Origin of the sequence: Methylobacter sp. (assembly GCF_023227905.1) — a bacterium.
In the GTDB taxonomy this organism is placed as follows: domain Bacteria; phylum Pseudomonadota; class Gammaproteobacteria; order Methylococcales; family Methylomonadaceae; genus Methylobacter_A.
In genome coordinates, this window is sequence record NZ_JALOCF010000050.1 from 24,906 (window position 1) to 37,079 (window position 12,174).

Genomic DNA, 12,174 nt, shown 5'->3' on the forward strand with positions numbered 1-12,174 from the left:
AAGATGAGTTTCAGATTACTGGGAGTCTGTTGTGTTGTGCAAAGTATTTGATTAAAAAATCCACAAACGTTGCCAATTTGGCCGGCAGAAAGCGTCTTTGCAGATAGGTGGCATAAATTTCCAGCGACGGTATGCGAAAATCCGGCAAAATCTCCACCAGCTTGCCCTGTTCCAAATAATTCATCACCGATAACTCAGGCGCCTGGGTTATGCCCATGCCCAACGCCGCCGCCTGACACAGCGCCCGGCCATTGTTTGAGGCAAAGTGCCAGTTTGCCCTGATTTTAACCTCTTCGCCACCGTCATTAAATATCCAGTAATCTCTATGTGGGGTATCCATGTAATGCAGGCAGCGATGCGCGCTTAACTCATCAATAGTTTGCGGTTCGCCGTATTCGGCAAGATAGCCGGGGGATGCATAAGTACACAATCGGGTTTGGGCGATTTTACGGGCAACCACGCCCAAATCAAGCGTATCGGTCACCAGAATGGACAAGTCGAAATGGCCTTCGCTTAAATTAACTTCGCTGTTATGTAAGGTCATCAAAACCCTGACGCCGGGATAGGTGCGTTGATACGCGTCAATGACAGGCACCATATAGAGTCCGCCAAAATCGATCGGCGCGCTGACTTTTAACGTCCCTTTTACCTGATGCCCCAGCTGCGAAGTGTATTCTTCCAACTCCGAGAAGTCGTCCAGCAGCTGTTTGCTGCGTTGATAATAGATTTTTCCCGCCTCTGTCATGCTTAGCCGCCGGGTTGTCCTGTTTAACAAGGCAACGCCTAAAGATTCCTCCAGCTGAGCCATATATTTGCTGATCATCATTGCCGAAAGATTCATTTCGCGCGCGACTGCCGCAAAAGTGCCCAACTCAACAATCCGGCAGAAGACTTGTGTGTTGTTTAATTTAGCCATAGCCGTCTCTTTATAAACTTTAAGTTTATATTGTATAACCCCGACAGCTATTTGAAACCTTGATTTATTAGAGTAGACTTTGAGACGGAGATAGTTCTTGCTACCGCTTGGTCTTTATCATTCCCCTTAGTGATCAAGAGCGAGCGGTTTTTTTTGCCCGACAATTATAATAAGAGGTGCTTATGAGTAAAATTCGTAATGAGGTTTTAGCAGCAAACAGAGACTATGTGAATGATTTCGGCGACAAAGGCGCACTGCCGATGCCGCCCGGAAGACACTTTGCTATCCTGACCTGTATGGATGCCCGATTGGACCCTGCCAAATACGCCGGTTTGGCCGAAGGCGATGCCCATGTGATCCGCAATGCCGGCGGCCGCGCCAGCGACGATGCGATCCGTTCGTTGGTTATCTCCTATAAATTATTAGGAACCCGGGAATGGTTTGTGATCCATCACACCGACTGCGGCATGGAAACGTTTACCGATGACATCATGCGCGGCCTGTTGGGCAGCAGCTTAAAAACCGCCTCTGTCGATGCCGACGGCTGGCACGATTGCTGCGAAGGCCCAGGATCTGCTGAAGGCAAATATATCGACTGGCTGACCATCAAGGATCAGGAAGAAAGCGTTCTGGAAGATGTAATCCGCATCAGGAAGCATCCGCTGGTTCCTGCCAATATCCCTGTTTACGGTTATATTTACGACGTTAAATCAGGCCGGTTAATAGAAGTACCCGCTGCAACACAAGCAGGCAGAGCTGCCTAATAACTGCTCAAGCATGCTCGCATCCTAGGGTGCGGGCATGGCCTGAAGCGCCCGCCGTATCCGCAAAGTGCATGAACTGTGCTTGCGTCCCCCTCATAAAAGTCTAAAATTCGCTTTCCTGCTAATTGCGACCGAAGTTTTGCACTTCCCGCTAACGACTTACCTTAACTGATGAACACCGAACTACTCGCCGTCGTTGACGAAAACGACCGCATTATTGACACCTGCGCACGTCATATCATCCATGCGACAGGCCTTAGGCACCGTGCAGTGCATATTCTGGTTTTTAGTGAGCAAGGGCAGTTGTTCCTGCAAAAACGCTCGATGAAAAAAGATCTCAATGGCGGCCTTTGGGACACCTCGGCGGCAGGTCATGTTGACGCCGGTGAAGATTACGATATCAGCGCCGCCAGGGAAATTGAAGAAGAGCTGGGCATCAGTGTTGCACACATGCTGGAACCGTTGTTTAAATTGCCGGCTACAGCGGCTATCGGCATGGAATTTATTCAGGTCTACCGCTGCATTCATAACGGCCCATTCAATCTGGCGCCCGACGAGATTGACGAAGGCGACTGGTTTAGCGTTACTGAAATATCAAAACGCATCGAGGCGGATGACCCGCTTCTGACCGAAGCCTTTAAAACCATTTGGCGACACTTTGAGGCATTGGCAATATGATCAGCCGAGCACAACTCAACGACTATTATCAGGCGCTGCTTCGTCCCGAAACCTATGCCGACTATTGTCCTAACGGCCTGCAAATAGAAGGCGCTGAGCGCATTGAACGCATCGCTTTTGCTGTGTCGGCAACCCGCGATTCCATTCAACAAGCTGTCGAAAACAAGGCCGATGCCTTGGTTGTGCATCACGGCCTGTTCTGGACATTTCACGGCGCAAAATCGTTGACAGGAACTTTCGCCCGGCGAGTTTTTCCGCTGGTAAAAAACAACATCAACCTGTTCGGCTATCATCTGCCGCTGGACGGGCATCCGGACATAGGCAACGCCGCGACCTTGGGGGAAATGATCGATTGTAGGCAGCAACAGCCCTTCGGCGATTACAAAGGCTCTGCGACCGGCATTAAAGGCGTGTTCGATCAGCCGCTAACCGCCATCGAGTTGCAGCAAAAATTGGCAGCCGTGCTCAAGCACAACGTCATCCTGGCAACGCCCGACAGTAGCGCGTTGATAAGGTCGGTCGGCATCATCACCGGCGGCGCCAACAGCGAGTGGCGCCTGGCCGAAAAAGAACGCCTGGATGCCTATATCACCGGCGAAATCAGCGAGCACGACTGGCACGAAAGCCAGGAGGCGGGCATACATATGTTGGCAGGCGGACACTATGCCACCGAGCAGTTCGGCGTCCAGGCATTGATGGACAAAACCCGGCAGCAATTTGCCGTGGAATGCTTCTTTATTGATAGCGAAAATCCTGCATAGCGATTAGCGAGCTGACAGGTTAGTTAGAAAATAGAACACGGATGACGCTGATTAGACGGGTTAACACCGATAAAACGGAGTTTCTTTATAACGATATTTAATATTGTGCAAAGCGCGGCCACCGGACCGATTCATTGTCCTTAATAAACATACAGCCTACTTGCTGCTGTCCCGTTCAAAGCAAGCTTTGAACTCCGGCGTTCAAGGAGTCCAAAGCTTGCTTTGGCTATAATCAAGAACCGTGTTAATCCGTCTAATCAGTGTCATCCGTGTTCTCATAATGAGCGGCATTCGTTAAGTGGTAAACTAGAGCACTTCCAACTTTGCGAGGCTGAAACGATGACCGATAAGCAAGCAACGATTCCCCGCGCGACAGCCGAAAATATCATTGCCGTACTGAGTTTGCTCGGCATCTGCAGTTATCTGGTGTTGCGCTATGCGCTTGATATTGGACATGAAGTTTATACGTTATCGCTGAATGCCGCTTTAAACTCGGCGGCTGCGGAAATTTACCGGGAACAATTTTCTTGCCTGATTGAGCTGGTGCAACTGCCGCTGCTTGCCGTGCTGGCGCTGGGCGGCATTCCGCTGGTTTATCAGCTTGGCGTGAAACTGGGGCAGGGCGATTGGGGTGCTGATTTACTGGCCGGCATGTCCATCGTAACAGCGGTTTTGCTGGATGAATACCTGGCCGGGAGTCTGGTGGTGCTGATGCTGTCCGGCGGCGTGGTGCTGGAATCCTACGCGGTGCGCAAGGCTTCGTCAGTGCTTGAGGCATTGGCCAAGCGCATGCCGTCGGTTGCGCATAGAAAATCGGGCGATCAGCTAGCCGACATCAGCACTGAGCAGGTCAATATCGGCGACACCCTGTTGATATTGCCGCATGAAATCTGCCCCGTTGACGGCACGGTGCTGGAAGGTTCCGGCACTATGGACGAATCCTATCTGACCGGCGAACCGTATATGATGTCGAAAGTCAGCGGTTCCCAGGTTCTTTCCGGTGCGATCAACGGCGATTCGGCTTTAACGATTCGAGCGGACAAGCTGGCTGTCGATTCACGCTACGCCAAGATCATGGAAGTGATGCAATCGTCCGAACAGTACCGCCCGAATATCAGACGGCTGGGCGATCAGTTGGGCGCGCTGTACACGCCGCTGGCCGTGATCATTGCATTGACTGCCTGGGCGGTCAGCGGCGATGTGGTTCGTTTCCTCGCCGTGCTGGTCATCGCCACGCCGTGCCCGTTGCTGATCGGCATCCCGGTCACGGTGATCAGTTCCATTTCGCTGGCCGCGCGACGCGAAATCATCATCAAGAATCCGGCCATTTTGGAAACCATCGGCACCTGCCGCACGGCAATTTTCGATAAGACCGGCACTCTGACTTATGGCCGCCCGTCGCTGACGGCGCTGGTTCCCGGCGAAGGGCATAGTGAGCGGGAGGTGTTGCTGCTGGTCGCCAGCCTGGAACGCTATTCCAAGCATCCGTTATCCCGCGCCATTATTGCAGCGGCGGAAAAATCGGCATTATCGTTATTAAGCGTGACCAATATCACCGAGCTGCCGGGGGAGGGGCTTAAGGGCAATGTGGCAGGGAAATGGATTCAGGTTACCAGCCGCAAAAAGTTCGTCGATCATGCCCCGGGTGCCGCCGAGATGTTACCACCTGTTACCGGCGGTTTGGAGTGCGTAGTGTTGATTGACGATGCCTATGCGGCGACCCTGCAATTCCGGGATGAAGTGCGCAACGACAGCTCATCATTCATTAACCACCTGCGGCCCAGCCATATGTTCGACAAGGTGATGCTGGTGTCCGGGGACCGGGAATCGGAAGTACGTTTTCTGGCCGACCAGGTCGGCATTGAGCACGTTTATTTTAGCCAAAGCCCCGAGCAGAAACTGGAACTGGTGCGTAACGAAACAAAATCGGCCAAAACCGTGTTCCTGGGCGACGGCATCAATGATGCGCCGGCGCTGACGGCTGCGACCATCGGTATAGCTTTCGGCCAGAACAGCGACATCACCGGCGAATCGGCCGACGCAGTGATCATGGACAGTTCATTGTTAAAAGTCGATGAGTTGTTTCATATCGGCGAGCGGATGCGTAAAATTGCGCTGCAAAGCGCGGTGGGCGGCATGGCGCTGAGTTTGATAGGCATGGTGTTTGCCGGATTGGGGTATTTGACCCCGGTGGCCGGAGCCATAATCCAGGAAGTCATTGATGTGCTCGCGGTATTGAATGCCTTGCGGGCGGCCATTGTGCCGAAAACGCTGTCGGATTTTTAAAAAGGAGTTCCCCATGCTGTTATATCATCGCGAAACACACAAGACTCATCGCGTCGGCTGGCTGCGTGCGGCTGTGCTGGGCGCGAACGACGGCATCGTGTCCACTGCCAGTTTAATCGTCGGCATTGCCGCTTCCCATGCGGCGCATCACGATATTGTCCTGGCCGGTGTTGCCGGGCTGGTCGCCGGGGCCATGTCGATGGCGGCGGGCGAATACGTCTCGGTCAGCTCGCAAGCCGATACCGAACAAGCTGATTTAAGGCGGGAGCGCAGAGAACTGGCTGAAGACGGCGAACATGAGAAAAAAGAGCTGGCAGCCATCTATATATTACGAGGGCTCGATCCGTTGCTGGCCGGGCAGGTTGCAGAGCAATTGATGAAACATGATGCGTTGGGCGCTCATGCCCGCGACGAACTCGGCATATCGGAAACGGGCAGCGCAAGGCCCGTTCAGGCGGCGCTAACGTCGGCCGCCACATTCGCCGTCGGCGCAGTGTTGCCTTTGTTGATAGTTCTGTTAGCTCCCGATACTGATTTAATCGTACCGGTGTCGTCCGCCTCCCTGCTGTTTTTGACATTGCTGGGCATGCTGGCGGCCTATAGCGGCGGGGCGAGCATCATGAAAGGCGCTTTTCGCGTTGCGTTCTGGGGCGCATTGGCTATGGGCCTGACCGCAGCCGTTGGCTCGGCTTTTGGAACGGTCGTCTGACACTGTGAATTGGCAGGTCTACATCATCCTTTGCACCGACGACTCGCTTTATACTGGTATCACCAATGATGTTGCCCGGCGTTTTAATCAGCATGCGGACAAGCAGGGCGCTAAATATTTTCGCGGCAGGCAGCCCAAACAGTTGGTGTATGTCGAAACCGGCCATGACCGCAGCTCTGCCAGTAAACGGGAAAGTGCCATAAAAAAGCTGCCCAGGCTTGAGAAGTTGCAGTTGTTGGATTCCGATATTAATCAAGTAATTGATTTCCTGATTTAAACTATTCACCACGAAGGACACGAAGAAAGACGAGTCAGAAAGATAGATCGTGGATGACACGAATAAACATGAAGCGTGACGGGATTTGTAATAACCGGCTGTAATTCGGTGAGGCGAACTGTAACGTGTTTGTCTGAATCGCAAAGCTCTACTGGTATTAGACGCAAAGTCCACAATGAAAAGGCAGGGCAAAAGCTTCGTGAGCTTCGTGTCTTCGTGGTGAATTCTCGCTGGTTCCCAAGTTAGCACTTGGGCGCCAGAAAACCCCACAAACCAGCATTAATAAACTATGTATTCAAAACAAGTATTCGATCAAGATTGCAGGCAGTGCCAACGGCTGGATAACTTCCTGTGTGAAGTTAAACAAAAGCACCCCGATTACCATGCACGTCCGGTTGCGCCTTTTGGCGATAGCAACGCCCAATTGCTGATCGTCGGCCTGGCTCCCGGCATGCATGGGGCCAACGCCACAGGCAGGCCGTTTACCGGCGATTATGCAGGGCTATTGCTTTATGAGGCGCTTTACGAGTTCGGCTACAGTAATCAAATAAAGTCCGAGTCATTGACCGACGGCTTGGCGCTTAAAAACTGCCGTATCACCAATGCCGTTAAATGCTTACCGCCGCAAAACAAGCCGACAGGCGACGAAATTAACCAGTGCAATGCTTATCTGTCCGCCGAATTAAAAACCTTGCCGGAGCAGGCGGTCATCCTGGCCTTGGGTTCGATTGCCCATCAGGCGGTGTTAAAAGCCTACGGGTTGAAATTGAGCAGCGCCAAATTTGCTCATAATGCCCAGCATGCCTTGCCGGATGGCCGCACACTGGTTGATTCTTATCACAGCAGCCGATATAACGTGCAGACCAAACGGCTGACAAAAGAGATGTTTGCCGACGTTTTCAGGACAATTGAACTGCAAAGTCCGAAAATCGCGTAGCCCTGAGTTGGCATTACAAAGCTCCGTATTCCGCAAGGCTTAGCCCCGTTCTAACGATGTGATGTTGCCGGACAATAGTAATTTTAAGTCAAGCCGTTTTCGGTCGAAATTGCCTATAAAATCCCGGAATTGATAGGTATTGGTACGAGTATTTCTGGTCCCAAGCGCATGTTATAAATTTTTCGATGCGAACATATTCGGCTCAGGAATCTCTCATTGATTCTCGCAGATACTCGATATAGCGATAAAGGCAATTATCAGTTCCTACTTTTTCGCTCGAAAGGTTCTATGCAACAGGGGGACAGCATGGCAAAAATTCTCGTTCTTTACTACAGCATGTACGGGCACGTAGAAACCATGGCTAAATCGGTGGCTGAAGGTGCGGGTAGTGTCCAAGGCACTGAAGTCATCATCAAGCGTGTACCCGATCTGGTGCCGGAGGACGTGGCACGCAAGGCTGGAGCCAAGCTCGATCAGGCGGCGCCGATCGCGGCGGTGGACGAGTTGCCGGAATACGACGCTATTATTTTTGGCACGCCGACGCGCTTCGGCAACATGTGCGCGCAGATGCGCAATTTTCTCGACCGGACCGGCAAGTTATGGGTAAACGGCAGCTTGATAGGCAAGGTCGGCAGCGTGTTCACATGTACGTCTACGCAGCACGGCGGACAGGAAACCACGATCACCTCGTTTCATTCCACATTGTTGCATCATGGCATGATCATTGTCGGCGTTCCCTATTCGTGCCAGGAAATCCTGAATATGAACGAAATCACCGGCGGCTCGCCCTATGGAGCGGGTGCCCTTGCTGGAGCCGATAACAGCCGCCAACCGTCGGAGAACGAATTAAAAATCGCCCGTTTCCAGGGAGCCCACGTTGCCAATGTGGCTAAAAAGCAATCGGCCTGACAAGTGTTTGGGCAGGGCGGCACTACTTAAGTGTTGCGACGTGCGCTGTAAAGAACCCGTAACGCAGAGGTCCGGAATCATATCCAATTGCCACTGTTTTTCAGGGTTGCAGCTGATCTGCGCCAACATCAACGCTATGCAAAGAAATCGCAGGCTTCGTGTTACCAATAGTCCGGTATGCATCTGACAGATTCAATAAATGACCGGTTCAACCCGGTTAGCTACGGTTTAAAAAGTCCGCTATCGAAATCCTCAATGGCTTGCCGGATTTCTTCCTCGGTATTCATTACAAACGGTCCATAACCGGCTAACGGCTCATTGATCGGTTCGCCGTTCATGGCCAGCATAGTCGTGTCTTTAAATGCAGTCAGGGTAATCGTTTTGCCTTTTTGTTCAAAAAACGCCAACTCGGCGTCGCTCATTGTTACTGAGTTATTGATTTTTACATTGCCTTTCAACGCAAACAGCATTGTGGTGTAGTTTTCGGGAAAATTAAGCTCAACAGTTTGCCCGGCCGGCAGGCGCAGCTCCCATAAATTAATCGGGGTATAGGTGTTTGCCGGGCCTTTAACGCCTTGATAATCGCCTGCGATAATTCGCATGATGCTGCCTTGCTCATCCAGCGTTACTGCCGGAATTTGGCTGTTGGAGATAGACTGATAGTGCGGATCGACCATCTTGTATTTTGCCGGCAGGTTGACCCAAAGCTGGATCGCTTCAAAGGTTCCGCCTCGCTGAGTAAACGCGGTGGAATGCATCTCTTCATGCAGAAGGCCCTTGGCCGCTGTCATCCATTGCACGTCGCCGGGACAGAGCCGACCGCCATTGCCGGCGGTATCAAGATGCTCGACTTCACCTTGATAAACAAGGGTAACGGTTTCAAATCCCCGGTGCGGATGAAAGCCTACGCCTCTTGGTTTCGATGCCGGCGGAAATTCGGCGGGCCCGGCATAGTCCAGCATCAGGAACGGGCTCACTTCGGCATCCGGCGTATTGTAGGAAAACAGCGTGCGAACCGGAAAGCCGTCCCCGACCCAATGAGAATGATCGGCGCGGGTGATTCGATGTAATTGTTTCATCGTTTTAGTCCTTATCGTTGATCAGCGAGATTCTTTATCGTTCCTACGCTTCTGAGACTGTGAAAGTATTATAAAAATCCACCTTAAAAACCTTTTAACTATTTTTAAGTTATTGATTTTTTGTTAAGTGCCGGAGTACAAACCTAGGTTTGTACTCCAAATTATTAATACTTTCACAGCCTCTTCTGCGTGGGAATGCCGTTCCAGACGCTCTGCATTCATGCCACCCCTATAGGCTATTCCCTGCGAAAGCTCCGGTACTCGGCGCGGCATGCGGGATTAAATTCATACCGCCGGCCGGTTGCCTCCATTTTTGCACAGCATTTATTTACCTTAGCTGCCACGCGTCGCGTGGGAGTGTAACCCCGGCCCGGCGTTACAAACCTCGTCCGAAACGTTTAATACGGCTATCATTAAAACCTGCTTATTAATCCGGGCAGCAGGTTAATGCCTGAACTTGGCCGCTTCTTCGGAGCCGCCGGTGGTATCGCCTTCGCTGTAGGAATGAGCGCCGACTCCGGCCAATTTGCCGGCATCGACGATCAGGTATTCATCGCGGATCGGCCTGCCTTCGAACCAGCATTCCAGTACCTCCCGGACACCGGCAGCATAGCGGGCTTGCGCGGACAGGCTGGTGCCGGAAATATGCGGCGTCATGCCATGATGCGGCATGGTCCGCCACGGGTGATCTTGCGGCGCCGGTTGCGGGAACCAGACATCGCCCGCATAACCCGACAGTCGGCCGTCTTCCAAGGCGCGGGCGATCGCGTCACGGTCGCAGATTTTGCCGCGGGCGGTGTTGACGATATAAGCACCGCGTTTCATCTTGTCCAGCAACGCATCGTCGAACATGTGTTCGGTTTCCGGGTGTAACGGGCAATTAATCGTTACGACATCGCAAACCCGCACCATCAATTCAACACTGGGATGCCAGATCAGGTTTAGTTCCTGCTCGATCTCAGGCGGCAAGCGGTGACGGTCGGTGTAATGCAGTTTGACGTCGAACGGTTTTAAGCGCCGCAGCACCGCCAGACCGATACGGCCGGCAGCGACGGTGCCGACTTCCATGCATTCCAGGTCGTAAGAGCGCGCCACACAGTCGGCGATATTCCAACCGCCTTTGACAACCCACTGATAGGATGGAATGTAATTGCGTACCAGGCTTAGAATCATCATCACTACATGCTCGGCGACACTGATACTGTTGCAGTAGGTGATTTCGGCGACAGTAATGTTGTGATCCATTGCCGCCTGCAAGTCGATATGGTCGGAACCGATGCCTGCGGTGAGCGCCAGTTTTAGTTTCGGCGCTTTGGCGATGCGTTCGGCGGTTAGATAGGCCGGCCAGAACGGTTGCGATATGACAATGTCGGCATCGTGCAGCTCTTGATCGAAGCGCGAGTTATCGCCATCTTTATCGGAAGTCACCACCAGCGTATGGCCCAGGCTTGCCAGATAACTTCTTAAGCCCAGTGCGCCGGAAACACTGCCAAGCATCTGGCCGGGAATGAAATCGATGGACTTGGGCGTAGGGGCGGTTTGGCCGTCGGGATAAGACTTGATCTTGGGTATCGAGTCGCGAGGATAGGATTGCGGATAACCATCAATCGGATCGTCGTAAAGTACGCAAATAATTTTTGCCATTTTTCTGCCTCAGATGGTTTTATCCTAGCCAACAGTTGGCATGGAAATGCCGTTACAGGTTAGAAAAAACAAGGCATTCGTACAATATGCAAGAGTACTTACAGGCGTTTGGCCGGGCAGCGGAAAGCGTTTTGAAAAGCGGCGAAATTATGTCTGCTGAAAGTCAACAGCTGTCGGCGCCCATGGCCTCCAGTGGTTGAGCGATGATCGGATCGCGCGTTTTGGTTTTTCGTTGCTGGCGCGCTCAGCGGTGAACCGGGGGCGGGTCCAATGCTGTTTCTAAGTGCCCGGTTTTCACTTAGCGCAGACACTTAGCGCAGACAATCGCAGCGCGTCGAGACTCATGAACCGAAAGATGATGCAGGAACCAGCCGCAGATCAGTTTTGCTTCTTCGAACAGGTGAGCCACGCCGGAAATGATCTCCAGTCGATGTTTAACCGGCAGTTGCTCGGCCGCCTGTTGATTAAGCTCGAGCGCGACTTTGTCTTCCGTGCCCAGAATCAACAGCGTAGGCGCTTTGATCCTTGCAAGATGCGACAGGGCCTGATCCGGTTGCTTGCCGCGCGACACCACCGCAGCTACCTTGTCGGCATGTGCGGTGGCGGCACCCAGCGCCGCTGCCGCGTTGGTGCTGGCTCCGAACAATCCGAGCGGCAGCGCGGCTGTTGCTGTTTGCCGGCTCAGCCAGTCAATTACGCCGATCAGCCTCTCGGTTAACAACTCGATATCGAAGCGAAATTCACGGTTGCGTTGATCGAGGTCTTCTTCCTCCGGCGTCAACAGGTCGAATAGTAAGGTGGCAATCCCGGCCTCGTTCAGGATTTCGGCGACGAAGCGATTGCGCCGGCTGAACCGGCTGCTGCCGCTCCCGTGGGCGAACACCACCAGCCCTTTCGTAGGTTTAGGAGTAATGAGAAGGCCGGCCAGGGAGAAGCCTTCAAACGCTATGCTGACATCGACAAAAGTAGGGGGTCTGGCAGGGCAATCGCGCTATATTTTCCTTTTCCCAAAGATCAGTTCGGCGCGATAACAATCACTCAAACAAGCACGCAGTTTTCGTTGGCGTAGGCTGTCTTTGCTGGGGCCGTTGTTATTCAACAAATTCAAGGCCGCACGCCGGATTAATGCCAGGTTTTCCGGCGAATGATCTTTTCGGGCCCGGTTGTTGTCTTCCCCGAACTGCACATCCAATACCCAATGCTGCTGGTTCTCG

General features: G+C 52.7%; 12 protein-coding genes and 1 pseudogene. 8 read left to right on the top strand and 5 right to left on the bottom strand.

What is annotated here, in order from left to right; genetic code table 11:
* Window positions 1–10 precede the first annotated feature (10 nt).
* The gene (locus M0R47_RS17240) at window positions 11–916 is read right to left on the bottom strand and encodes a LysR family transcriptional regulator (RefSeq protein WP_292557066.1); all 906 of its coding nucleotides are present in this window, start codon (window positions 914–916) and stop codon (window positions 11–13) included.
* 182 nt (window positions 917–1,098) lie between these two features.
* Between M0R47_RS17240 and M0R47_RS17245 the strand changes: the two genes are divergently transcribed.
* The 8 genes from M0R47_RS17245 to wrbA all read left to right on the top strand — a co-directional run bounded on the left by M0R47_RS17245 (window position 1,099) and on the right by wrbA (window position 8,237).
* A complete protein-coding gene (locus M0R47_RS17245; RefSeq protein ID WP_292557068.1) occupies window positions 1,099–1,680 on the top strand; it encodes a carbonic anhydrase in 582 nt (193 codons plus the stop codon).
* A 171-nt stretch (window positions 1,681–1,851) separates the two neighbouring features.
* Entirely contained in the window at window positions 1,852–2,358 is a 507-nt protein-coding gene (locus M0R47_RS17250) for an NUDIX domain-containing protein (protein WP_292557070.1), read from the top strand.
* Window positions 2,355–3,119, top strand: a complete 765-nt coding sequence (locus M0R47_RS17255) for a Nif3-like dinuclear metal center hexameric protein (protein ID WP_292557071.1) — start codon at window positions 2,355–2,357, stop codon at window positions 3,117–3,119. Before M0R47_RS17250 ends, M0R47_RS17255 begins: the two co-directional genes overlap by 4 nt.
* A gap of 339 nt (window positions 3,120–3,458) precedes the next feature.
* Window positions 3,459–5,405, top strand: a complete 1,947-nt coding sequence (locus M0R47_RS17260) for a heavy metal translocating P-type ATPase (RefSeq protein WP_292557073.1) — start codon at window positions 3,459–3,461, stop codon at window positions 5,403–5,405.
* Between the two features lie 13 nt (window positions 5,406–5,418).
* Window positions 5,419–6,114, top strand: a complete 696-nt coding sequence (locus tag M0R47_RS17265; RefSeq protein WP_292557075.1) for a VIT family protein — start codon at window positions 5,419–5,421, stop codon at window positions 6,112–6,114.
* 4 nt (window positions 6,115–6,118) lie between these two features.
* On the top strand, window positions 6,119–6,391 hold the full coding sequence (locus M0R47_RS17270) for a GIY-YIG nuclease family protein (RefSeq protein ID WP_292557077.1): 273 nt from the start codon (window positions 6,119–6,121) through the stop codon (window positions 6,389–6,391).
* Between the two features lie 289 nt (window positions 6,392–6,680).
* Entirely contained in the window at window positions 6,681–7,328 is a 648-nt protein-coding gene (locus M0R47_RS17275; protein ID WP_292557079.1) for a uracil-DNA glycosylase, read from the top strand.
* A 306-nt stretch (window positions 7,329–7,634) separates the two neighbouring features.
* Window positions 7,635–8,237, top strand: a complete 603-nt coding sequence (wrbA, locus tag M0R47_RS17280) for an NAD(P)H:quinone oxidoreductase (RefSeq protein WP_292557081.1) — start codon at window positions 7,635–7,637, stop codon at window positions 8,235–8,237.
* A gap of 221 nt (window positions 8,238–8,458) precedes the next feature.
* Here wrbA and M0R47_RS17285 read toward each other — a convergent pair whose 3' ends face one another.
* The 4 genes and pseudogenes from M0R47_RS17285 to M0R47_RS17300 form a co-directional block, all read right to left on the bottom strand.
* Entirely contained in the window at window positions 8,459–9,316 is an 858-nt protein-coding gene (locus M0R47_RS17285) for a pirin family protein (protein ID WP_292557083.1), read from the bottom strand.
* Between the two features lie 444 nt (window positions 9,317–9,760).
* Complete coding sequence (locus tag M0R47_RS17290; RefSeq protein ID WP_292557085.1) at window positions 9,761–10,960, bottom strand: NAD-dependent formate dehydrogenase; 1,200 nt, start codon at window positions 10,958–10,960, stop codon at window positions 9,761–9,763.
* A 298-nt stretch (window positions 10,961–11,258) separates the two neighbouring features.
* The gene (locus tag M0R47_RS17295) at window positions 11,259–11,909 is read right to left on the bottom strand and encodes an alpha/beta family hydrolase (protein ID WP_292557087.1); all 651 of its coding nucleotides are present in this window, start codon (window positions 11,907–11,909) and stop codon (window positions 11,259–11,261) included.
* 42 nt (window positions 11,910–11,951) lie between these two features.
* Window positions 11,952–12,174, bottom strand: a pseudogene (locus M0R47_RS17300) (ISAs1 family transposase); the annotation flags it as partial.

Coding starts and splice junctions, on each gene's coding strand:
- M0R47_RS17240 (WP_292557066.1), bottom strand. CDS start 916: ATGGCTAAATTAAACAACACACAAGTCTTCTGCCGGATTGTTGAGTTG.
- M0R47_RS17245 (WP_292557068.1), top strand. CDS start 1,099: ATGAGTAAAATTCGTAATGAGGTTTTAGCAGCAAACAGAGACTATGTG.
- M0R47_RS17250 (WP_292557070.1), top strand. CDS start 1,852: ATGAACACCGAACTACTCGCCGTCGTTGACGAAAACGACCGCATTATT.
- M0R47_RS17255 (WP_292557071.1), top strand. CDS start 2,355: ATGATCAGCCGAGCACAACTCAACGACTATTATCAGGCGCTGCTTCGT.
- M0R47_RS17260 (WP_292557073.1), top strand. CDS start 3,459: ATGACCGATAAGCAAGCAACGATTCCCCGCGCGACAGCCGAAAATATC.
- M0R47_RS17265 (WP_292557075.1), top strand. CDS start 5,419: ATGCTGTTATATCATCGCGAAACACACAAGACTCATCGCGTCGGCTGG.
- M0R47_RS17275 (WP_292557079.1), top strand. CDS start 6,681: ATGTATTCAAAACAAGTATTCGATCAAGATTGCAGGCAGTGCCAACGG.
- wrbA (WP_292557081.1), top strand. CDS start 7,635: ATGGCAAAAATTCTCGTTCTTTACTACAGCATGTACGGGCACGTAGAA.
- M0R47_RS17285 (WP_292557083.1), bottom strand. CDS start 9,316: ATGAAACAATTACATCGAATCACCCGCGCCGATCATTCTCATTGGGTC.
- M0R47_RS17290 (WP_292557085.1), bottom strand. CDS start 10,960: ATGGCAAAAATTATTTGCGTACTTTACGACGATCCGATTGATGGTTAT.